At 46.1% G+C, this 20,660-nt stretch carries 19 protein-coding genes; 6 read left to right on the top strand and 13 right to left on the bottom strand.

Annotated elements, in window-relative coordinates; all coding sequences use genetic code 11:
* Nucleotides 1–249 precede the first annotated feature (249 nt).
* The 5 genes from NNC77_RS09110 to NNC77_RS09090 form a co-directional block, all read right to left on the bottom strand.
* Nucleotides 250–1,143: a hypothetical protein gene (locus NNC77_RS09110; RefSeq protein WP_254970707.1), complete on the bottom strand. Its 894-nt coding sequence runs from the start codon at nt 1,141–1,143 to the stop codon at nt 250–252.
* A gap of 63 nt (nt 1,144–1,206) precedes the next feature.
* Nucleotides 1,207–1,653 carry a DUF6108 family protein gene (locus NNC77_RS09105; protein WP_118139644.1) on the bottom strand — a complete coding sequence of 149 codons (447 nt, stop codon included), beginning with the start codon at nt 1,651–1,653 and terminating at the stop codon, nt 1,207–1,209.
* A gap of 66 nt (nt 1,654–1,719) precedes the next feature.
* Nucleotides 1,720–2,238 (bottom strand): hypothetical protein, encoded by a 519-nt coding sequence (locus NNC77_RS09100; protein WP_254970706.1) that lies wholly within the window; start codon nt 2,236–2,238, stop codon nt 1,720–1,722.
* On the bottom strand, nt 2,235–2,618 hold the full coding sequence (locus NNC77_RS09095) for an RNA polymerase sigma factor (RefSeq protein ID WP_254970705.1): 384 nt from the start codon (nt 2,616–2,618) through the stop codon (nt 2,235–2,237). Before NNC77_RS09095 ends, NNC77_RS09100 begins: the two co-directional genes overlap by 4 nt.
* Nucleotides 2,619–2,621: 3 nt before the next feature.
* Nucleotides 2,622–2,750: a sigma factor gene (locus NNC77_RS09090; RefSeq protein WP_254970704.1), complete on the bottom strand. Its 129-nt coding sequence runs from the start codon at nt 2,748–2,750 to the stop codon at nt 2,622–2,624.
* Between the two features lie 155 nt (nt 2,751–2,905).
* Here NNC77_RS09090 and NNC77_RS09085 point away from each other — a divergent pair, with 155 nt between their 5' ends.
* The gene (locus NNC77_RS09085) at nt 2,906–4,486 is read left to right on the top strand and encodes an L-lactate permease (protein ID WP_254970703.1); all 1,581 of its coding nucleotides are present in this window, start codon (nt 2,906–2,908) and stop codon (nt 4,484–4,486) included.
* A gap of 84 nt (nt 4,487–4,570) precedes the next feature.
* Here NNC77_RS09085 and NNC77_RS09080 read toward each other — a convergent pair whose 3' ends face one another.
* Nucleotides 4,571–5,515 carry a DMT family transporter gene (locus NNC77_RS09080; protein ID WP_254970702.1) on the bottom strand — a complete coding sequence of 315 codons (945 nt, stop codon included), beginning with the start codon at nt 5,513–5,515 and terminating at the stop codon, nt 4,571–4,573.
* A 176-nt stretch (nt 5,516–5,691) separates the two neighbouring features.
* On the opposite strand from NNC77_RS09080, the gene NNC77_RS09075 reads away from it, so the two are divergent.
* Nucleotides 5,692–6,507, top strand: coding sequence for an AAA family ATPase (locus NNC77_RS09075; protein ID WP_254970701.1), 816 nt, complete (start codon nt 5,692–5,694; stop codon nt 6,505–6,507).
* Nucleotides 6,508–6,523: 16 nt separating this feature from the next.
* On the top strand, nt 6,524–7,522 hold the full coding sequence (locus NNC77_RS09070; RefSeq protein WP_118255590.1) for a DUF4435 domain-containing protein: 999 nt from the start codon (nt 6,524–6,526) through the stop codon (nt 7,520–7,522).
* 129 nt (nt 7,523–7,651) lie between these two features.
* On the opposite strand, the gene NNC77_RS09065 is transcribed toward NNC77_RS09070, so the two are convergent.
* The 4 genes from NNC77_RS09065 to dxs all read right to left on the bottom strand — a co-directional run bounded on the left by NNC77_RS09065 (nt 7,652) and on the right by dxs (nt 13,522).
* Complete coding sequence (locus NNC77_RS09065; RefSeq protein ID WP_153084966.1) at nt 7,652–8,614, bottom strand: type I phosphomannose isomerase catalytic subunit; 963 nt, start codon at nt 8,612–8,614, stop codon at nt 7,652–7,654.
* Between the two features lie 187 nt (nt 8,615–8,801).
* Entirely contained in the window at nt 8,802–10,259 is a 1,458-nt protein-coding gene (locus NNC77_RS09060) for a TrkH family potassium uptake protein (RefSeq protein ID WP_254970700.1), read from the bottom strand.
* A 30-nt stretch (nt 10,260–10,289) separates the two neighbouring features.
* A complete protein-coding gene (gene trkA, locus NNC77_RS09055; protein ID WP_118154795.1) occupies nt 10,290–11,633 on the bottom strand; it encodes a Trk system potassium transporter TrkA in 1,344 nt (447 codons plus the stop codon).
* Nucleotides 11,630–13,522 carry a 1-deoxy-D-xylulose-5-phosphate synthase gene (gene dxs / locus NNC77_RS09050; RefSeq protein WP_153084963.1) on the bottom strand — a complete coding sequence of 631 codons (1,893 nt, stop codon included), beginning with the start codon at nt 13,520–13,522 and terminating at the stop codon, nt 11,630–11,632. The genes trkA and dxs overlap by 4 nt, the downstream gene beginning before the upstream one ends.
* A 178-nt stretch (nt 13,523–13,700) precedes the next feature.
* Here dxs and NNC77_RS09045 point away from each other — a divergent pair, with 178 nt between their 5' ends.
* From NNC77_RS09045 to NNC77_RS09035, 3 genes are all read left to right on the top strand, one after another.
* A complete protein-coding gene (locus tag NNC77_RS09045; RefSeq protein ID WP_254970697.1) occupies nt 13,701–15,107 on the top strand; it encodes an aminopeptidase C in 1,407 nt (468 codons plus the stop codon).
* A gap of 125 nt (nt 15,108–15,232) precedes the next feature.
* On the top strand, nt 15,233–16,516 hold the full coding sequence (locus NNC77_RS09040) for an L-cysteine desulfidase family protein (protein ID WP_254970696.1): 1,284 nt from the start codon (nt 15,233–15,235) through the stop codon (nt 16,514–16,516).
* Nucleotides 16,517–16,951: 435 nt separating this feature from the next.
* Nucleotides 16,952–18,304 (top strand): ATP-binding protein, encoded by a 1,353-nt coding sequence (locus NNC77_RS09035; RefSeq protein WP_254970694.1) that lies wholly within the window; start codon nt 16,952–16,954, stop codon nt 18,302–18,304.
* Nucleotides 18,305–18,418: 114 nt separating this feature from the next.
* Here NNC77_RS09035 and NNC77_RS09030 read toward each other — a convergent pair whose 3' ends face one another.
* From NNC77_RS09030 to NNC77_RS09020, 3 genes are all read right to left on the bottom strand, one after another.
* The gene (locus NNC77_RS09030; RefSeq protein WP_006849374.1) at nt 18,419–19,318 is read right to left on the bottom strand and encodes a diaminopimelate dehydrogenase; all 900 of its coding nucleotides are present in this window, start codon (nt 19,316–19,318) and stop codon (nt 18,419–18,421) included.
* Nucleotides 19,319–19,754: 436 nt separating this feature from the next.
* Entirely contained in the window at nt 19,755–20,096 is a 342-nt protein-coding gene (locus NNC77_RS09025; RefSeq protein WP_118139657.1) for a HEAT repeat domain-containing protein, read from the bottom strand.
* A 2-nt stretch (nt 20,097–20,098) separates the two neighbouring features.
* Nucleotides 20,099–20,602, bottom strand: a complete 504-nt coding sequence (locus NNC77_RS09020; protein ID WP_147347191.1) for a hypothetical protein — start codon at nt 20,600–20,602, stop codon at nt 20,099–20,101.
* Nucleotides 20,603–20,660: the final 58 nt, after the last annotated feature.

Below are 20,660 nucleotides of genomic sequence, written 5' to 3'. Positions count from 1 at the left end.
ATCTATGTCCTTTCTTTAATTTTACGTTAATATTCAATCTTATTCATTTATATAAATTGCCGCCCAGAAATCAGATTGATGTTCTCTCTGAAAGACATTCTGATGTCCTTCTGAAAGTCATCAGACTGTTTGTTCTGATTGACGCTGCAAAGGTACGGCGATTTTCTGGATTCTGAAATAGCATATGAGTAGTATTCCTGCTACCACGTTTGTGGTATTCGGGCATTTTTTTCGATTTTTTGAGAGAAATTACAGTCTAAATCCTAAGCCGATGGTCATCGGGTAGCACTCGGGAGCCTTGGTCTTGTTGAGCAGTGGGGTTATTCCGGCACGGGCGTAGAGCATCACTCCTGAGTAGCCGGCACGGGCCTCGAGGTTCAAGCCGATAGGGTTGAGGTTGATATCGCCCGTTTCGGTATGCTTGTGCTTTCCGATGAAGTAGCGGGAATGTTCGTGCCAGCGGTATTCTACCGATGGACCTAACGCCAGGAATGCATCATGGCATCCAATGCGCTTCTGCCACTCCAGCATGATAGGCAGGCGGAGCACATTGTAGCTGATATAGCTTTTCTTCAGCGTCTCGCCTTCTATCGGAGTCATTGCTGATACCCCGTTTTCGGTACTTAATACATAATTGTCCTTGAAATGGTGGTGTACCTGTCCGATGGAGAGAGAGGAGGTGAGCGCCATTTCGTTGGAAAGGCGGAAGCAGAGACTGGTGAGGGTAATGCCCCATTCCCACGACTTGGAGTCGCGACTGTGCATCTCGTTGTTGCCTCCCATGCTTCCCCTGCTGCCTGGCAACTGGCTGCAGCCGAAGAAGAAGGTTGGATAATGACTCTCCAGACTGCGCTTGCGTTTGCTCAAGGTCTGAGGGATGAAAGGCGAGGTGACAAATACCTTTTCTACTTCCTGACCATCTACGAATTGGGTTTCGGAAATCTTGGTCATCTCGTTGCCGTTCATCTTATATATCTTCACAGAAGTCTGTTCACCATCCTGCTTGATGACGATGTTCTGGTCGTTCACTCTGATTGTGGTGTCGTTAGCCTCTACAGAGACTGGTGCACTGTTGCTGTTGGTTTCAGCAAGGGCGAAGGCTGGCATCATGGCAGCCATCATCATTACGTTTTTGATATTCATAATACTATATTTTATGTTGTTTCTTATTCTTATTGAGAAGATTCCAGAAGGAAAATGCTGTTTCTATCTTCTGGAATAGCAGAGTTTCATGATATCTTCGGGCGACAGGTCGCCTTCTATATAAATCACGGTTCCCTTGCTTTTACTCGGGTTACTGAAGAGGATGAAGCGGTTGTCGCCATTGCTCAAGGGTGTCATCATGTAATAGCCGCTCACCATCTTGCCATTTTCCACCACCTCTCTGATCTTTTTCGCAGCTTTGCGGTCGGACTTCAGATAGTGGGCTATTTCCGTGGCATGGTTCTTATATACCAGGCTCTTGTATATCTTGAGCCTGTAACCTTTGAGTTGCGCATTCTGCATCGTAACCATCTTGCATCCCTTGGCGTGTCCGAAGCGTTGGAATATACTTTTTACGTATAGTCCCTCCTGGGCATTAGCCGAAATCGAGGCTACCACGATAAGAAGCAGTCCGATGAAGAAGCGTTTTATCAAGTTGCATCGTTTCATATTCTATACCTTATTATATATATTATACTTTATAGTTTGATTGATTGTTTCATCTAAAAGATGAATTTATTGTTTCATCATATCCAGGGCACTGAATGGATCTTCGGAATCTGCCGAAACATCTTCCAGGGCATCCAGGGCTTCGTTATGAACGAACTCCTGGTCGGTATAAACCTTTCCATCGATAACCGCATAACATTCAGGCTGAGGCTGGGCAATCTTCTGGATGCCCACAATCAGGAATGCGATGATAGCGGCGGCTGCCACAGAAGTGCCGAAATATTTGAGCCATCTGCTGCGAGAAGCTTCCTCTTTCTTTCCTTCTTTCTTTGGGATATTCTTTTCTTCATCTTCTAGAATATCCTCCTTTTCTATCTCCTTCTCTTCTTCTTTTAGAATTTGAGAAAGATTCATCTGTTCGAATCCTATATAGCTGAAGAGGGCGCGATAGGATTCCCATTCTTCCGGAATATCATTGCCATGCTCTTCGAAATATTTTCTGAGCGTTGCCTCTTCCTCATTGGAAGTGGCTCCATCCATATACTTGTCGAGCAAGTTCTGTATTCTTTTTATTTCATCATTCATAACTTTTCCTCCTTCTTTATTTTGTTCTGTTTCACGATGTTCATATAAGTCTCTCTGATTTTGAGTCGGGCTCGGGAGAGATTTTTTCGGAGATTATCGGCAGTACATCCCGTTATCTGCATGATTTCATCGGCAGTATAGCCTTCTATCTCCTTCATGCGGAATATCTGCTGCTGCAAGGGCGGGAGCTGTGCCACTATCTGCTTGATGAGATTTACCTCGTCCCGTTGCTCTGCCCGCCGGTCTTCTATGGGTACTTCCATTACCTTGTCGGTGGTGAAGTTCCGCTCCTCATGTCGGCACTGGTCATAAAACTTGTTGCGCATGATGGTGATGGCGAGCGCCTTGAGGTTATCTTCTGCCTTGATATTCTGGCGCATGTCTCACAGCCTGAGCATGACTTCCTGCACGAGGTCTTCGGCATTGTCGTCACTCTCAGTCAACCTTAGCGCATACGCTTTCAAGTTGCTGCGCATCGGTAGGATGATATGGTTGAATTCTTCTGTTCTCATAACCTTAACACTCTATAGACGTATGAAATTGAAAAATCGGACATCTAAGAAGAGATTTTTTCAAAAAATGCTTTCTTTTTTCAAAGAAAAATGTTATTTTTGCAGTCATAAACATAAAATTTAGCAATCGAAAACATTAAAAAACTGAATGGCTTATGGCATCAATAGTTTCTATTATTCCCATCGTGTTGCTGTTCATCCTGATGCTCGGCTTCAAGATGGCAGGTCATAAAAGCGCCTTGCTGACGCTCGTAGTTACCGTGTTGCTTGCTCTCTTCGCTGCTTCGCCGCTGGGCATGATAGCCCCGGAACATGCGGAGGATAGCGTGATCGCCCTGACGGGATGGGCGGTGGTGGAAGGCATCCTGAAGGCGGTATTCCCGATTCTCATCATCATCCTGATGGCTATCTACAGCTATAATATCCTCGTGGAAAGCAAGCAGATAGACGTAATCAAGAGGCAGTTTACATCGATTACCGATGATAAGGGACTGCTCGTGCTGCTCCTCGTATGGGGATTCGGTGGACTGCTCGAAGGTATGGCGGGCTTCGGAACGGCGGTGGCGATACCTGCTGCCATCCTCATCGGACTCGGATTCAAACCGATGTTCTCGGCTCTGGTGTCCTTGATAGGTAATACCGTGGCTACGGGATTTGGTGCCGTAGGCGTGCCGGTTACTACGCTCTGTAACGAGGTGGCTGAAAGTGGATCGGCTTCGGCGGCACAGATTTGCGAGACTTCGGCATTCGCCATCATCCAGCTGTCACCTCTCTTTATCATCCTGCCTTTCATCATCCTGACGCTTACCGATAAGCACAATCTTATCAAGAATCTCATCATCGCCCTCTGGGTGGGAGTGATTTCCGTGGTAGTGCAGTTTGTCTGCGGCTATTATCTCGGTTCCGAGACTCCAGCCATCATCGGTTCGCTGGCAGCCATTATCGCCATCATCGCATACGCCAAGGTGTTTGCCAGAAAGAGCAAGGTGCAGGAAAAGAAAACTTTTACTTTCGCCGAGAGCCTGAAGGCATGGAGCGTTTACCTTTTTATATTGATATTCATCCTGGTTTCCGGAGCACTCTGTCCTCCGGTCAATGCTTTCCTCAAGAGTCATCTGGTGAGTGCGGTTCATCTGCCTGTACTCGACAGCACCTTTAAGTTTGGCTGGATTTCCAATGCGGGTTTGATGCTCTTCCTGGGTGCAACGATTGGTGGATTGGTTCAGGGGTTGAGCCTCAAGAGATTGATGGTGATTCTTGCCCGTACCACGGTGAATCTGCGCAAGACGGTGGTGACCATCTGTTCGCTGATAGCCCTGGCAAGTGTGATGAACTATTCGGGAATGATTACTTCCATCGCCTCAGGTCTGGTGGCTGTAACGGGTGATTTCTATCCTTTGGTAGCGCCGATGATTGGTGCCATCGGAACCTTCGTAACGGGTTCTGATACCTCTTCGAATATCCTCTTTGCCAAGCTCCAGGCTCATGTTGCCAACCAGTTGGGCATGACGGGACAGAGCACTTTCTTTGGTATGGAGGGTGGTCAGGAGAACTGGCTGGTTGCTGCCAACACCACGGGAGCCACGGGTGGCAAGATGATCAGTCCGCAGAGTATCGCCATTGCTACTGCAGCCTGCGATATGGAGGGGAAGGATGGAGAGATTCTCCGTTCGGCCATCCCATACGCCCTGCTTTATATCGTATTGGGCGGACTGATGGTTTACTTCGGTTGCTGATCTTCTTTTTTTATATAAAAAACTGTCCTCATCTGTTATCTCAGATGGGGACAGTTTCAGTTTTATAAATCGACATTATATCTTTTAAGCATGTCTTTTCTCGTAAGCCAGACTGTGGTCGTGCTTGTCGATATCATTTTTTGACTTGCTCTTTACCACGAGCCATACACCTGAGAACACGAGGATGGCGGCTATTGCCTGCATACCCTTGAACACGGCGAGACCCACGATGACACTCACGGTGACGGATACCAGCGGCTGCACATAATTATATACACTCACCACGGTAGGGCGCAACGTCTTCTGACCAATCATCATGCAGATGTAGCCCAGATACGTGCCGAAGAGAACCACGTAGCCCGTTTCCCACCAGGTGCTCATCGGAACATGGGCAAAGTCGATGCTCATCACATGACTGATGGTGAAAGGCCATATCAAGACCGTTGCCCAGAGGAACATCCACTTGTTGATGGTGAAGAGTGAATACTTGGACAGCAGGTTCTTGAAGAGCGACAGGTAGAGGGCGAAGGAAAGCTGAGCCGACATACAGAGCAGGTCGCCCCAGATGTTTCCCACCTTGGCATTGCCAGCCGTGGCACTTGTCGTGATGATGATGACAGCACCAGCACATCCCATCAGCACGCCGAGCGCCTTCTTCCAGGTGATAGGCTCCTTCAATATCAGGAAGGAGAGAATCATGGCGAAGATAGGCATCGAGGTGGTCATAATGCTGGAATTGCTAGGCGAGGTCATGTTCAGACCGATGGTGTAAGAACACTGGTTGAACACGAGGGCGAAGAGCCCGGCAGCAGCAAACTTGAAGATGTCTTTTACTGGAACATGCTCTTTCTTGGTGAAGAGCGAGGTGAGCCAGAAGAGGAGGGCACCACCCAATACACGGAAGCTCACCAGGTCGATGCCGTCGATGCCGTGAAGCATGGCATCCTTGCCTACGGGAGCCATCAGTCCCCAGAATGCGCCGGAACAGAAGAGGCACAGATGGGCGATAAGAGGTCGTTTGTTATCCATTTTTTCCTTATTTCTATTTAAATCTTCCTATTTTTGAATAAAATCGAGTGCAAAGGTACAAAAATTCGAGGAATTTTGCTATATTTGCGGTATATTTTTTGAAACTTAAAGGAGTTAAGAAGTTAAGACAATAGTCTTTTTCTGTTCTTGACTATTAAAGATAGGAGATTATTCTTATGCAGAAATATGCTGATTATATCAAACAGATAGAGATTGAATCTCTCTGGAGCGGTACCAAACATATTCTTTGGAACCTCGACCGCCGTGTCAATATCCTGAGTGGTGTAAACGGCGTGGGCAAGAGTACTATATTAAATAAGGTGGTAAAGGGGCTGGCGGCTGGCGGTGAATTTCCTAGTCACATGATCAAAGGTGTGCATCTGAAGGTGGAGCCGGAGGAGGCAAAGTGGATTAGATATGATGTAATCCGCTCGGTAGATAGACCATTGATGAATGCCGAGATGATCAACAAGATAGACCTCACTCTGGTTACCGAACTCGACTGGCAGCTCTTCCAGCTGCAGCGCAAGTATCTGGATTATCAGGTGAACATCGGCAACCGCATCATCGCTGTGCTTCAGAGCGGCGAACCGGATGCAGCTTTCAAGGCTCAGCAGCTGAGTGAACCGAAGAAGATGTTCCAGGATATGGTAGATAATCTTTTCAAGGATACCGGCAAGACCATCATCCGTACAGCCAATGAAATCCGCTTCAACCAGATAGGTGAGCAGCTCTCGCCTTATCAGCTCTCGGCTGGTGAGAAGCAGATTCTCGCCATCCTCCTTACCGTGCTGGTGGAGGACAACCAATCTTATGTCCTCTTTATGGATGAGCCGGAAATCAGCCTTCATTTCGAATGGCAGAAGCAGCTCATCGGTCTGGTGCTGCAGCTTAATCCGAATATCCAGATCATCATGACCACCCACAGTCCTGCTGTGGTCATGGATGGATGGACCGATAGGGTGACGGATGTGAGCGACATCACGATATAAGTGAAAAACGAATATTATGGCTAAACGTTTAACTGATAATATCAATTCCCAGTTCTTCGAGGCAGCCAACAGGATGACCTCGAAGAAGGCTCGGCGCAAGATTGTGGCTTACGTTGAGAGCTATGATGATGTCTTCTTCTGGCGTTCTGTACTGGGAAAGTTTGAGAATGAAAAACGCTATTTTGATATCATGCTGCCTACCCGTAACCAGCATTTAGACCGAGGCAAGAAGGCTGCTATCTCCAGTATGCTGAAGGGAGTAGGTAGGGATATGATAGCCTGTGTAGATGCCGATTACGATTATCTGCGTCAGGGCTCAACCGAGTCTTCCCAGCAGATGTTGGAGAATCCTTACATCTTCCATACCTATGCCTATGCCATTGAAAACTTCCAATGTTATGCCAGAGGATTGCACGAAACCTGTGTGATGGTGACGCTCAACGACCGTCGTATCTTCGATTTCGAGCGTTTTCTTGAGTCCTATTCCCGTACCATCTGGCCCCTCTTCTTATGGCACATGCTGTTCTATGTGCGTCATCGCAAGATGTCGATGCATTTTGATATGGCGGAGTTTGATAAGGTCATCATGCTGCCTTCTGTCCGAATCCAGGATCCTAAATGGGCGATAGATTATTTGGGAAAGAAGGTGCGGGCAAAGCTGTTCCAGCTGGAGCGCCGCTTCAAGAAGTTTAAGGATGAGTTGGATGAAATGGCTCTTTACCTCAACAATCTGGGTGTAAACGAGAGCAATACCTATTTATATATACAGGGTCATCATCTCTTCGACCTGGTAGTTAGTCCTATCGTCCAGAGCGTCTGCGATGCTTTGCGCAACGATAGGGAGAATGAAATCCGCGACCGTGCCCTCCATTCCGAGCAGGCCCGCACCGAAATGGCATGTTATGAGAATAGTCTGGGCAAGGTGAAGATGATGATGAAGAAGAACACCTTCTACCAGTTCTCTCCCGAATTCCAGAAGATTCAGGCGGATGTGGAAAAGTATTTGGAAAGGTAAAAAGGTAAAAAAGTAAAAAGGTAAAAGGGTAAAAAGGTAAAAGGGTAAAAAGGTAAAAAGAAAGCAGGCAGATGACATCCCGCCAGGCTCTTTTTACCTTTTTACTTTTTTACCTTTTTACCTTTAAAATTATACGTATGTCTCCAGGAACTTCAGGGTTCCTTCTATCTTCAATGTCTTGGTGCTGGCAGGAACTACGATGCTTTCGCCGCCCTGGAGCGTAATTTCGTTACCCTCGTTGTCGGTAATCTTAGCTTCGCCCTTCAAGCCAATCAGAATCACGAAGCTGTCCAACTCTGAATAATCCAGCGTCATTGGCTCATCGAGATCATAAACGGCTGTGGTGAAGTAAGGGCACTGCACCATGCTTACACCCTGATTCTTGGCAGGAGTGTAGTGTTGGCGATAGTCTGGCAATACGGTGTAGTCGATGCACTCGGCAGCCTCCTTGGTGTGGAGCTGACGATAGTTGCCATCCTTGTCCTTGCGTTTGAAGTCGTAGATGCGATAGGTAACATCGCTGGTCTGCTGAATCTCGACAACGAAACAGCCTGTTCCGATGGTGTGGATTCTGCCGGCTGGGATAAAGAAACAGTCACCTTCCTTCACGTTATACTGAGCCAGGGCATCGGTGATGGTATCGTTCTCTACCATCTCCTTGTACTGCTCAGGAGTAATCTGCATCTTCAAGCCGTTGTAGAGCTTGGCATCCGGCTCGCATGGCAGCGCATACCACATCTCGGTCTTGCCGCGTTCCTTACCTTGCTTCTTGGCAATTTCATCATTAGGATGCACCTGGATAGAGAGGTCGCGGTTGGCATCGATAAACTTGATGAGCAGTGGAAACTCATTGCCGAAACGCTTGTAGTTCTCTTCTCCGAGGAAGCTTCCCTTCCGTTCTGCAACAACCTCGTTGAGGCTCTTGCCCTGCATCTCGCCATCGGCTACGATGCTTTCATTTCCTGGTACTCCAGAGATTTCCCAGCTTTCTCCCACATTCTCTTGCTTTACGTCGAGATGCTTGAAAGTGATAATCTTACTGCCACCCCAGATGGTGGATTTTAATAGCGGTTGAAATTTTAATGGTTTCATTTTTACCTATATTTAGTTTATAAATGTACTCTTCAGTACGGTTTCTTACTCTCCGGTAAGGCTCTTGCTGAACCTATACCTTATTATATATAACGCTTTTTGTGCGAAATATACTTAGTCTAGTAAGCGTATTTCTTACTTCAAATATCAACTTCTCTTTTATTTTCTAACTCCCCCTCTGGGTATGTTAGTTCTCTCTCCAGAATGCTGGCGTTAAGATAACCAGCACACTGAATATTTCCAGACGACCGATGAGCATCATCAGCGAGCAGAACCATTTTGCCACATCCGGCAGTTCGCTCCACGACATGGTTGGTCCGATTTCCGTACCCAGCGTAGGTCCCACATTACCCACACAACTCAGGGTGATGGTGATGGCATTGGTATTGTCGATGCCCATGGCTATCATCGTGAACGATATCACCAGACAGATGATGAGATAAGTGGTGAGGAAGGCAAGCAGCGTAACACGCTTCTGCATCGGTACGTTCACACCATCAATCTTCAATGGTAGCACGGCGTTAGGATGCAGAATCTGGCGGAATTCATTCTTCACCATTCTTACCAGCATCACGCCACGGATACATTTCAAACCTCCACTCGTACTGCCTGAGCAGGCTCCGAAGAACATGCAGGCTGCCAATACCACCCAGGTAACATGAGGCCACACAGCAGCATCGTCGTTAAACAGACCGGTGGTAGTGATGAAAGAAACCACCTGGAAGATAGCACTTCTGAAGGCATGCTCCACATCGTAGTTGCGCATCACCATCAGCTCTACCATGATGAAGGCGCTGAATGCAGCAACCATGAATGCATAGAACTTAAACTCTGAGTTCTTGAACAGATCCTTGATTTTAAACTTGATGACGGCTGCATAGAGCAGGGTGAAGTTCACACCCGACAGGAAACAGAAGAACGTACAGATGTATTCCAGCGCTGGTGAATGGAAGAACTCGGTACTGCTGTTGTGGGTAGCGAAACCACCCGTTGCCGTCGTGCTCATCGCATAGTTGAAACTGTCGAAGAGATTCATTCCCGCCACATAGTAGGATATGATGCAGGCAATGGTGAGCATCAGATAGATACTCCATATCCATTTAGCCGAAGTGGAAAGCCGGGGATGCAATTTCGTTTTGATAGGTCCTGTTGCCTCGGCAGCAAACACCTTGGTCTGTCCTCCTACAAGCGATGGCAGCAGGGCGATGGTGAAGAACACGATTCCCAGACCGCCTATCCATTGGGTGAGCGAACGCCAGAAAAGCAGTCCGTGGGGGAAGCATTCTACATCGTCTAATATCGTGGCTCCCGTTGTCGTAAATCCCGACATGGTTTCAAAGTAGGCATCGGTAAAGTTGTTGATGTATCCACTCACCATGAAGGGGAGGGTTCCGAAGAAACTGAATACAATCCATGAGAGCGTTACCACGAGATAGGCATCACGGCGCGACATTGAGTTATCGGCTCCGTGTCCTCGCCATTTCAGCACCAGTCCGCCTCCGATGGTGGTAAGTGTTGCCACAATGAAGGCAAAGATGTCGTCTTGCTGGTAATAGAAAGCTACCAGCAGACTGACGAAGAGCAGGAATGCTTCTATGAAAAGCAGTTGCCCTAAAATCTTATATATTAATTTGCTGTTTATCATATATGAAGTATTTCTCTATCTCCTTCACGCTTATATGAAGTATTTCTCAATTTTCTTCATGTTGATGTTGTGGCAGAAAACCATCACCGAGTCGCCCGGTTCTATCTGGGTGTTACCCGAAACGAGCATTCCTTCTTCACCGCGAACCAGTCCACCGATGGTTACACCGATAGGCATGCCGAGTTCCTTCACCGGTTTCTGGGTTACCTTCGAACCTTCTTTGGCTATGAATTCTGCCACATCGGCGTTAGCGCTCATCAGGAATCTCACGTTCATTACGTCGGCATCGAGCATCATCTGGTAGATGTAGCTGGCGGCAATCATCTTCTTGTTGATGATGGTACCGATATCCAGACTCTCTGCCATGCTCACGTAGTCTACGTTTTCTACGGCAGCCACCGTCTTGCGCACACCCATTCTCTTGGCGGTAAGACAGGCCAGAATATTGGTTTCGGCGTTACCGGTCAGTGCCACGAAGGCCTGGGTACTGCGGATACCTTCTTCTACGAGTAGCGGAATGTCGCGTCCGTCACCATGAATGATGAGCGTCTTGTTCTCATCGAGAATATCGTTGAGATATTCGCAGCGCTCCTCGCTCATCTCGATAATCTTGCATTCCATATATTCCGGCATCTTCTTCACGGCTCTTACGGCTGTGCGTCCGCCACCCATAATCATCACGTTCTTCACATCTACATAGTGCTCCTTGCCTACAATCTTGCGGATATATGGGATATAGTTGCGGGTGGTCATGAAGTAGGCGAGGTCGTAGAGTTTCAGCTCGTCGTTACCGCCAGGGATGATGGTATCGCTGCCTCGCTTGATGGCTACCACGTGGTATGGGTCGTTAGGACCGCTGATGTTCTTGAGCGGTTCGTTCAGTATCTCGCATCCTTCGCGCAGTTTGATGCCGAGCATGACGAGTGCGCCGTCGTGCACATCCCAGCGCTGACGTACCCAACTCATTTTCAGTCCGTTATTGATATCTACGGCTGCGAGCATCTCCGGATAAATCAGTTTGCTGATACCTAATTCTTTGAAGAATTCCTGAGCCTGCTGATCCATATACTCCGGGTTATCCACACGGGCCACCGTTCTTTTGGCACCCAGGTTCTTGGCAAGGATGCTAGCTGTAATGTTGGTACTTTCTACCGGAGTAACGGCGATGAAGAGGTCGGCATCTGCTACCCCCGCATCGCGTAAGATGTGAAGACTGGTAGGCTTGCCCAGCATGGTGAGCAGGTCGCAGTCGGAGCCAATGCTTGCCAGGCGCTCTTCGCTTTCATCGATGAGCGTAATCTCTTCATTGCTGCGTGACAGGAGTCTCGCCAGATGAGTACCTATGGCATATGCGCCAGCTATGATTATTTTCATTTCTTAATTGCTTCTTTGATTGATTCTTTATCGAGATGCACGATTTCCCTGAGCTGTGCCACGGTTCCGTGTTCCACAAACTCATCTGGCAATCCCATTCGGGTCATCTTTGGCTGATAGTCATGGTCGTTCATCCATTCCAGTACGGCAGAGCCCATACCGCCCATACGAACGCCGTCTTCGATGGTGATGATGCGGCTGAACTTTTCGCCCACCTCTTTCAGAATGTCTTCATCGAGTGGCTTGAGGAATCGCATATCGTAGTGGGCGATGCTCATTCCGGTTTCGGCTTCTACCTCAGCGATAGCCTGAGCGGCATCGTTTCCGATAGGACCGATGGTAAGAACGGCTACATCGGTGCCGTCTTTCAGCTTTCTGCCGGTACCGGTCTTGATTTCCTCCATCGGGTTGCGCCAGTCTACGAGCACACCCTTGCCTCTCGGATAACGGATTACATAGCTGCCATGACCTGGCAACTGGGCTGAATACATCAGGTTGCGCAACTCATGTTCGTTCATCGGAGATGCGATGGTGAGATGCGGAATCGGACGGAGAGCCGCCATATCGAAGGCACCATGATGGGTTGGTCCGTCTTCACCTACCAGTCCGGCACGGTCAAGACACATGATAACCGGCAGGTTGAGCAGTGCCATGTCGTGGATGATGTTATCGTAGGCACGCTGTGCAAACGAACTGTAGATGTTGCAGAAAGGGATGAGACCGTCTTTCGCCATACCTCCAGAGAAGGTGACGGCATGCCCCTCGGCAATACCTACATCGAAGGTACGGTTTGGCATCGCCTTCATCATGATGTTCATGGAGCATCCTGTAGGCATGGCTGGCGTCACACCTACAATCTTCGGGTTCTTCTGAGCCAGTTCCAGCAGCGTCTCACCGAAAACATCCTGATATTTAGGAGGCTGGTTGCTGGTATCGGCAATGATTCTCTCACCCGTTTCCGGATCGAATTTGCCTGGCGCGTGCCAGATGGTAGCACTCTTCTCGGCTGGTTCGTAACCCTTTCCCTTGGTGGTATGCAGGTGCAGCAGCTTAGGACCCTTCATGTTCTTAAGCTGTTTGAGCACTCTCGCCACTTCCTTTACGTCATGACCGTCGAAAGGTCCGAAGTAGCGGATATTCATACCCTCGAAGATGTTCTGCTGATGACTCAGTGCCGACTTCAGTGCATTGTTCAGGCGCAGGATACCCTTCTTGCGGTCTTCGTTGAGATAACCTTTGGAGTGCAGCCACTGCGATGCCTTGAAACGGAGGCGGTTGTAGGTCTCGTTGGTATCGAGGTTCAGGAGATATTTCTCCATACCTCCCACTGCCCGGTCGATGCTCATATCGTTGTCGTTCAGGATGATGAGCATGTCGTTAGGTGTACTTGATACGTTGTTCAGTCCCTCGAAAGCCAGTCCGCCGCTCATGGCTCCATCGCCAATGACGGCTACCACGTGCCTGTTGGTATCTCCGTTTTCGCGTGCGGCAACGGCCATACCGAGTGCTGCGGAGATGGAATTGCTCGCATGTCCGCAGGCGAAGGTATCATATTCGCTTTCTAAAGGTGTAGGGAATGGACGGATGCCGTGCAACTTGCGGTTGGTACAGAAGTTGTCGCGGCGTCCTGTTAATATCTTATGTCCGTAGGCCTGGTGTCCCACATCCCATACAATACGGTCGTATGGGGTGTTGTAGATATAATGTAGGGCTACGGTTATTTCAACCACGCCAAGAGAGGAGGCAAAATGACCGGGGTTGACGGCAACCTCGTCGATAATGTCTTCTCTTAACTCTTTGCAGACTTGTGGCAGCTGGTCAATGCTCAGCCGTCTCAAATCTTCCGGGTATTTTATACTATTTAATAGACTAAACTTGTTCTTGTCCATGTTTTCTTCGTGAAAATCTTGTGCAAAGATAATGCTTTTTTCCTATATAAAGCACTTTTGAGGCAATATTTTCGCTTTTTCCGATTATTCTTTGTATTTTTGCAAAGGAAATTTCTGAAAAAGGAATGAAATCCGGAATTAGTTATATAACAATAAGCAAATAAATACCTTTATCGTGATGAGAAAAAATGTATTACTTTTGGGAGCCATGATGATGGCTTCCATGTCTCTGATGGCGCAGACCAAGGGTGGCGGCATCAGTCAGTCTGCTCTCCAGCAGATGGAGAAAAGCCAGCAGGCAGGTGTAGCCAACAAGGCACTCTTCAATGCGATTGCCAACAACAACATTGATGACCTTGTGAAGAATCATGCCAACGAGGCCCCGGTTGATACTCATTTCAGCATCGAGACTCCTTCGCAGAGCATTCACAACCAGAAGAGTTCGGGCCGTTGCTGGATGTTCAGCGGTTTTAACGTGCTCCGTTCTAACTTTGCTGTCAACGACAAGCAGGGTAGAGTGGTGGAGTATTCTCAGGATTACCTCTTCTTCTATGATCAGCTAGAGAAGGCTAACCTGATGCTTCAGGGGGTTATCGACCTTGGCAAGAAGAGCATCGAGGATCCTCAGGTGCAGTTCTTCTTCAAGAATCCGCTCAATGATGGCGGTACTTTCTGTGGTGTTGCCGATTTGGCGAGCAAGTATGGTCTTGTACCTATGAGTGCCCAGCCTGAGACCTTCTCAAGCAACAATACTTCCAAGATGAGCCGTCTCGTAAGCAGCAAGCTCCGCGAGTATGGTCTGGAACTCCGCAAGATGGTGGCTCAGGGTAAGAAGTCGGCAGCTATCCAGGCTCGCAAGAACGAGATGCTCGGTCAGGTTTATCACATGCTCAGCCTTACTCTGGGTGAGCCGGTGAAGGAGTTTACCTATGCATTCCGCGACAAGGATGGCAAGCAGGTAGGCGAGGCTAAGAAGTATACTCCTAAGAGTTTCTATGAGGAAACCGTAGGCAAGGATCTCAACGGTACCTTCCTGATGGTGATGAACGATCCACGCCGCCCATACCACAAGACATACGAGGTAGAATACGACCGCCATACTTATGATGGTCATAACTGGAAGTATCTGAACCTGCCTATGGAGGAGATTGCCCAGCTCGCCATCGCCTCTCTAAAGGATGGTCATAAGATGTATTCAAGTTATGATGTGGGCAAGCAGCTTGATAGAAAGCGCGGCTATCTGGCACTCGACAACTTCGATTATGCTAGCCTCTTCAATACCTCATTCCCAATGAACAAGGCTGACCGCATCGCTACTTTCGATAGTGGTTCTACTCATGCCATGACGCTGACAGCTGTAGATCTCGATGCCAATGGCAAGCCTGTAAAATGGAAGGTGGAGAACAGTTGGGGTGCAGACAATGGTTTTGCCGGTTGCTTCATCATGACCAACGATTGGTTCAACGAGTACATGTTCCGCCTGGTAGTAAACAAGAAGTATGCTTCTGAGCAGCTCTTGAAGGAATTCGACCAGAAGCCAACCATGCTGACTCCAGATGATCCTCTGTTCCAGTTGGAAGACTAATTCATCAAGAAATATAGATTTTAACCGTATTTTTCTCGAGAAAAGAGAAGAATACGGTTTATTTTTTGTATTTTTGTACCCGAAATAATGGTAAGAACGTTATTTATATAAAAGCTATATAGATTATGTTAGAGAAAAGTAAGCGTGAGCGCATCATTGCGCTCGTTAATAAAGAGGTGGTTCCTGCCATCGGCTGTACCGAACCGATGGCTGTGGCACTATGTACAGCCAAGGCTGCTACTACATTGGGCAAGCGCCCTGAACGTATTGAAGTTCTTTTGAGTCCTAATATGCTCAAGAATGCGATGGGTGTCGGCATTCCGGGCACGGGTATGATTGGTTTGCCTATCGCCGTATCGCTGGGTGCGCTCATCGGAAAGCCTGAATATCAGCTGGAAGTGTTGAAAGACCTCACTCCCGACAGTCTGGAGCAGGGCAAACAATATATCAAGGATGCGGATATCAACATCAAACTGAAGCAGGGTGATGTGGATAAACTCTATATCGAAATCATCTGTCATGGCGGTGAAGACCAGGCTACGGCAATTATCTCCGGTTCTCATACCCATTTCGTGTATGTTGAGCGTAATGGCGAGGTGGTGCTCGATAAGCGTGGCGGTACTGTGGGTGATGAGGCTGATGATGATATCCAACTCAATTTCCCGATGGTTTACGAGTTTGCAACAACAGCTCCGCTCGATGAGATTTCTTTCATTCTCAAGACCAGAGACTATAATATGAAGGCTGCCGAGTTGAGTATCAAAGGCAACTATGGCCACTGTCTGGGCAAGACGATGGACCGTCCGTTGAGTCATGGTATCTTCGGCGATAATATTTTCTCGCATATCATCTCCCGCACCGCTTCAGCCTGCGATGCCCGTATGGGTGGTGCCATGATTCCGGTAATGAGTAACAGCGGCAGCGGCAATCAGGGCATCTGTGCAACGAACCCTGTGGTGGTTTATGCGCTGGAGAACGAGAATACCGAGGAGGAAATGATCCGTGCCCTGATGCTCAGTCATCTGACTGCCATCTATATCAAACAGAGTTTAGGCAAACTTTCAGCTCTTTGCGGTTGTGTGGTAGCCAGTACGGGCAGCAGTTGCGGCATTACCTATCTGATGGGTGGCGATTATACCCGCATCTGCAATTCTGTCAAGAATATGATAGCCAATCTCACCGGTATGATTTGTGACGGAGCGAAACCAAGTTGTGCCCTGAAGATTTCATCAGGTGTCAGCACCGCTCTTCTTTCCGCCCTCCTTTCTATGGAAGGCAAGTGTGTCACCTCTGCCGAGGGTATCGTAGATGATGATGTGGATAAGTGCATTCACAACCTTACGAGCATTGGTGCCGATGCGATGCGAGCTACCGATGATATGGTGCTTGATATCATGACGCATAAATAATATAGCTTTTGATAAGTTATTTAAATAGTCTTAGAAACCTGTATTATTTACCTTTTAAATATAGTTTCGTATGGTTGCCGGCAGCTGCCGGCAACCTTGCTGGCGGCTGCCGACTATTGGATAGATCTACTTCTTCATGCCGATAGATACGGCTTCTGTAGCTAATTCACATGCTTGCAATGGATTATAAAACAAAGCTACAATGGACTTAAAGCATGATGTTTATACCATACCAATATTATGTATCTTGCGTATCGTTATCATCTTATTCCTAAAATTAAAAGATATTAAAAAAATAGCTTTTTCTTGGAGATAATCGCGGATATGTGTATATTTGCACCATCTGATAATCGCGGATAGGTGTAAAAAATTGGAAATATTAATCGCGGATAGGTGTATTTATCCGATATTATTAATCTAGGATAGGTGTAAATTATGAGAAGAAAAGTATATGATCAACTCAAGAAATGGAAAGAAGAACAGAACGGAGAAAGTGCTGTTCTCATCAATGGGGCTCGTCGAGTAGGAAAGAGCTATATCGTAAAGGAATTCGCTCGAAAAGAATATAAAAGTTATATTTTACTTGATTTCAATAAGATAGGAAAGAACATAAAATCCTTGTTCGAAACCTATCTGGATGACTTGGATACATTCTTTATGTATTTAAGCAGTTTCACTAATACACCTCTATATCCAAGAAAATCAGTTATAATCTTTGATGAGGTGCAATTGTATCCTCGGGCTCGTACAGCTATCAAGTATCTGGTTGAAGATGGGCGTTACGATTATATAGAGACTGGTTCGCTTGTTTCTATCAAAAAAAACGTAGAGGATATCATGATTCCTTCTGAGGAGGAAGAAATATTGATGTATCCTATGGATTTTGAGGAGTTCTTGTGGGCATTGAACAATGAAACCCTGATGCCGCTTATACGAATGAACTTAAAGAAAAAGCATGAGATGGGACAAATGATGCATCGCATGGCAATGGACTATTTCAGACAGTATCTCATAGTTGGAGGAATGCCACAAGCTGTAGCTAAATTTGTAGAAACCAGAGATTTCAATAAGGTGGATCGAGTGAAGCGCCAAATTCTTACCTTATATCGTAACGATATTCAAAAGTATGCTTCAACCTATGTATTTAAAGTTACTCAGATTTTTGATACAATTCCTTCTCAACTTCAAAAGCATGAAAAGAAATTTCTGTTGAAGGCACTCACAGAAGGGGCGAGAATGCGAGATTATGAAACGGCTTTCTTTTGGCTGTCAGATGCCATGATAGTCAATATGGCCTATAATACGACAGAGCCAAGTATCGGTCTTGGCATGAATACTGGTGATACGACATTGAAATGCTATATGGCTGATACGGGCTTGCTCATCAGTCATGCTTTCAATGAAAATACGATAGTATCTGAAAACTTATATAACAAGCTTCTGGTAGATAAGCTGGAGTTCAATGGCGGAATGATTGTTGAGAATATAGTTGCTCAGATGTTACGTTCGGCAGGGCATAAGCTGTATTTCTTTTCCAAATATAGTAAGGAGAATGCCCAGGAAAGGATGGAACTGGATTTCCTGATAGCCAAAGATACAATAACGTCAAAGCATAATATTTCACCGATAGAAGTGAAGTCTACTAATAGATATACGCTCACTTCTCTCAAAAAGTGCATCGCTAAATATGGTAGCTATCTGGCAACCCCGTATGTTTTGCATACTGCTGATTTGAAAGTTGAGGAGGGGATTACTTATTTGCCATTGTATATGACGGGGTTATTATAAGTGTTTTTAGTTGAATGGAAAAGGCTCGCAAGAATTCGAAACTTCTTGCGAGCCGTTTTATTATAGTGATGCAAGTGAATTCTTCACTCTTCACTCTTCTTTCTTCACTCCCAATTACACGAGTGTTGCAACGATTTCCTCACGGGTTCCTGGTAACATATCGATAACTGGAATCTCTGGCATGGTGTAGCAACCTGGCTGCAGACGGAATGAAGCACGAGCCACGTTAACCAATACCTGAGCGGTGAGGGCTGGGTTGTTGATGCTCATGTTGAACTCGAAACGCTGGTTCTGGGTCTTGCCAGATACACCCTTGCGAACGAGGTTTACACCATGACCCATATCCTTTACATCATCTACTGATGCTACGGCGAATACGTGGGTCTCATCGTGAGCGAAGTATGGATCTGCCTTGATTTCGGCTGTTACATCCTCAAGCTTGGCACCTTCTTCCAACTCTACGTATACCATACGGCGGTGGATACCCTCACCCAATGGGATGGTTACAGAGAGCGCTTCCTTTACGCCCTTCTTGCCACGAACACAAACTGAGTGACCCATACTCATACCAGGACCGAAGTTGGTGTATGTCAAGCCCTTAGGAGCAAGACTCTCCATCAGAACACGTACGATAGAATCAGAACCTGGGTCCCAACCAGCAGAGATAACGCTTACCTTGCCAGCCTTCTTGCAGTTCTCCATCTGCTTGGTACGGTAGTCGAGGATGCTGGTGTGGATATCGAAACTGTCTACGGTGTTGATACCGAGGGCAACGATCTTCTCTGCATACTCAGGGCAAGAGCGGGTAGGGGTTGCGAGGATAGCAACATCTACATCCTTCAACTTGGTGATGTCATCTACTACTTCATAGTTTGCCAACTCAGCTGGTTTGTCCTTGGCACCCTGGCGACGTACAATACCTGCAATCTCAAAGTCAGGAGCTGCTTCGAGTGCCTCAACAGTAAACTTACCGATGTTGCCGTATCCTACTACGGCTGCTCTAAATTTCTTCATTGTCTTATTTCTTTTATTTTGTTGTTTTAATTTCTTTTATTTGTTGCGGTTTAGTCCTCCAACGGATATGTTTTCCGCTTTTCATTCTATTTCCGGTTGCAAAAGTATAGCTTTTTCTTGAAATACGTGACGTTTTAATAGAATTTTAACTCATAAAAGTTGCAAAAAGTAGTAAAATCATAGTTTTTAGGTATGAATAAGCGGAGATTTGTAAGGTATCTGCTGCAAGAGCCTTACAGTTTCGTTATTTTGTTGCGAAACATCATACATCCCCTTTCCGATACCTCCCGATGTGCTTTGAATTACGTCCTGACGTAGCTTTTGCTGCGTCCCGACATCTCTGGCTCTGCGTCGTGACGTATTACATGCTACGTCGGGACGTAATTTCTGGCAAATCTTTGCACTTGTATAATTAGGTGAGAATGAAATATGCAGGTTAAATGTTGCCTTTCTTGAATTCATCTAATGTCATTTCTGCATTGAACCCCATAATTCCACTGTCAGTCTTAACAATTTCTTTCAATGCTTTTACTGCTTTTGGAGTATTAACGTGCAATAGTGCATAAGCTGCCCATATTCTTACAGAAAGATTGTTATCTTCCAAAAGAGGTTCTAAAATTTCATATTTATGTTCTGCAGAAATGTACTTGATGGCATTTATTATATTTTTGTGGCTTTTGTTACCACGTTTGTAGTCTCCATTTTGCGTACATTCCCCATGAATGATTGCATTTTCTTTAAAACAGATTAATGCTTCTTCTAAATTCTTGATTTTCATAACTATTGGTTTGCAATATCTAAAACTAAATTCCCTGTAAGGTAAGCTTCTGACGTATTTAATTCTATATTTTTATTTATTTCTTTAATGACTTTTCCGTCTAGCGGTAGCAGACCTTCGTATGAGAGACTTCCAATCTTTAAGTTATATCTGGATAGTATTTTTGTGATGTCTGAAACTATACGGCTTTCCTTCGCTTTTTTGTTAAAATATTCGCCATGTGGAATGTTTATGTTCCTGTATTCCTCCATAGAAGTATAGATGGAATTTTCATTCCACATTTCTGTTCTTATAAATATTTGTTGAAGCCTAGAGAGGGGAATATTTTCTTTATTTTGTTTTTCTATGACGGTGGACAAAAAATCCAAAGTCTCTTTATAACTAAGTTTCGAATATTTTTTATTAGTTTGATATTTTACAAAGATAGAGAAGTTTCCTTTTTCAGTGATTTGGATTTCTATAACAGGGATAGCCTCATTATCTTGTATATAGGCATGATACTCCATACTTTTTATAAAAGGATAAGATGATTGTCCTAATTGTTCTTTAATCTCTATTGAGTTT

This window comes from Segatella copri, from assembly GCF_024330485.1.
Lineage (GTDB): Bacteria > Bacteroidota > Bacteroidia > Bacteroidales > Bacteroidaceae > Prevotella > Prevotella copri_L.
The sequence above is the reverse complement of the archived record's forward strand: the minus strand, read 5'-3'. Positions and strand labels throughout refer to the sequence as shown.

What these genes read in the sequence shown, in the direction of transcription:
- NNC77_RS09110 (WP_254970707.1), bottom strand. Translation starts at nt 1,143, where the DNA reads ATGAATATCAAAAACGTAATGATGATGGCTGCCATGATGCCAGCCTTC.
- NNC77_RS09105 (WP_118139644.1), bottom strand. Translation starts at nt 1,653, where the DNA reads ATGAAACGATGCAACTTGATAAAACGCTTCTTCATCGGACTGCTTCTT.
- NNC77_RS09100 (WP_254970706.1), bottom strand. Translation starts at nt 2,238, where the DNA reads ATGAATGATGAAATAAAAAGAATACAGAACTTGCTCGACAAGTATATG.
- NNC77_RS09095 (WP_254970705.1), bottom strand. Translation starts at nt 2,618, where the DNA reads ATGCGCCAGAATATCAAGGCAGAAGATAACCTCAAGGCGCTCGCCATC.
- NNC77_RS09090 (WP_254970704.1), bottom strand. Translation starts at nt 2,750, where the DNA reads ATGAGAACAGAAGAATTCAACCATATCATCCTACCGATGCGCAGCAAC.
- NNC77_RS09085 (WP_254970703.1), top strand. Translation starts at nt 2,906, where the DNA reads ATGGCATCAATAGTTTCTATTATTCCCATCGTGTTGCTGTTCATCCTG.
- NNC77_RS09080 (WP_254970702.1), bottom strand. Translation starts at nt 5,515, where the DNA reads ATGGATAACAAACGACCTCTTATCGCCCATCTGTGCCTCTTCTGTTCC.
- NNC77_RS09075 (WP_254970701.1), top strand. Translation starts at nt 5,692, where the DNA reads ATGCAGAAATATGCTGATTATATCAAACAGATAGAGATTGAATCTCTC.
- NNC77_RS09070 (WP_118255590.1), top strand. Translation starts at nt 6,524, where the DNA reads ATGGCTAAACGTTTAACTGATAATATCAATTCCCAGTTCTTCGAGGCA.
- NNC77_RS09065 (WP_153084966.1), bottom strand. Translation starts at nt 8,614, where the DNA reads ATGAAACCATTAAAATTTCAACCGCTATTAAAATCCACCATCTGGGGT.
- NNC77_RS09060 (WP_254970700.1), bottom strand. Translation starts at nt 10,259, where the DNA reads ATGATAAACAGCAAATTAATATATAAGATTTTAGGGCAACTGCTTTTC.
- trkA (WP_118154795.1), bottom strand. Translation starts at nt 11,633, where the DNA reads ATGAAAATAATCATAGCTGGCGCATATGCCATAGGTACTCATCTGGCG.
- dxs (WP_153084963.1), bottom strand. Translation starts at nt 13,522, where the DNA reads ATGGACAAGAACAAGTTTAGTCTATTAAATAGTATAAAATACCCGGAA.
- NNC77_RS09045 (WP_254970697.1), top strand. Translation starts at nt 13,701, where the DNA reads ATGAGAAAAAATGTATTACTTTTGGGAGCCATGATGATGGCTTCCATG.
- NNC77_RS09040 (WP_254970696.1), top strand. Translation starts at nt 15,233, where the DNA reads ATGTTAGAGAAAAGTAAGCGTGAGCGCATCATTGCGCTCGTTAATAAA.
- NNC77_RS09035 (WP_254970694.1), top strand. Translation starts at nt 16,952, where the DNA reads ATGAGAAGAAAAGTATATGATCAACTCAAGAAATGGAAAGAAGAACAG.
- NNC77_RS09030 (WP_006849374.1), bottom strand. Translation starts at nt 19,318, where the DNA reads ATGAAGAAATTTAGAGCAGCCGTAGTAGGATACGGCAACATCGGTAAG.
- NNC77_RS09025 (WP_118139657.1), bottom strand. Translation starts at nt 20,096, where the DNA reads ATGAAAATCAAGAATTTAGAAGAAGCATTAATCTGTTTTAAAGAAAAT.
- NNC77_RS09020 (WP_147347191.1), bottom strand. Translation starts at nt 20,602, where the DNA reads ATGGAGTATCATGCCTATATACAAGATAATGAGGCTATCCCTGTTATA.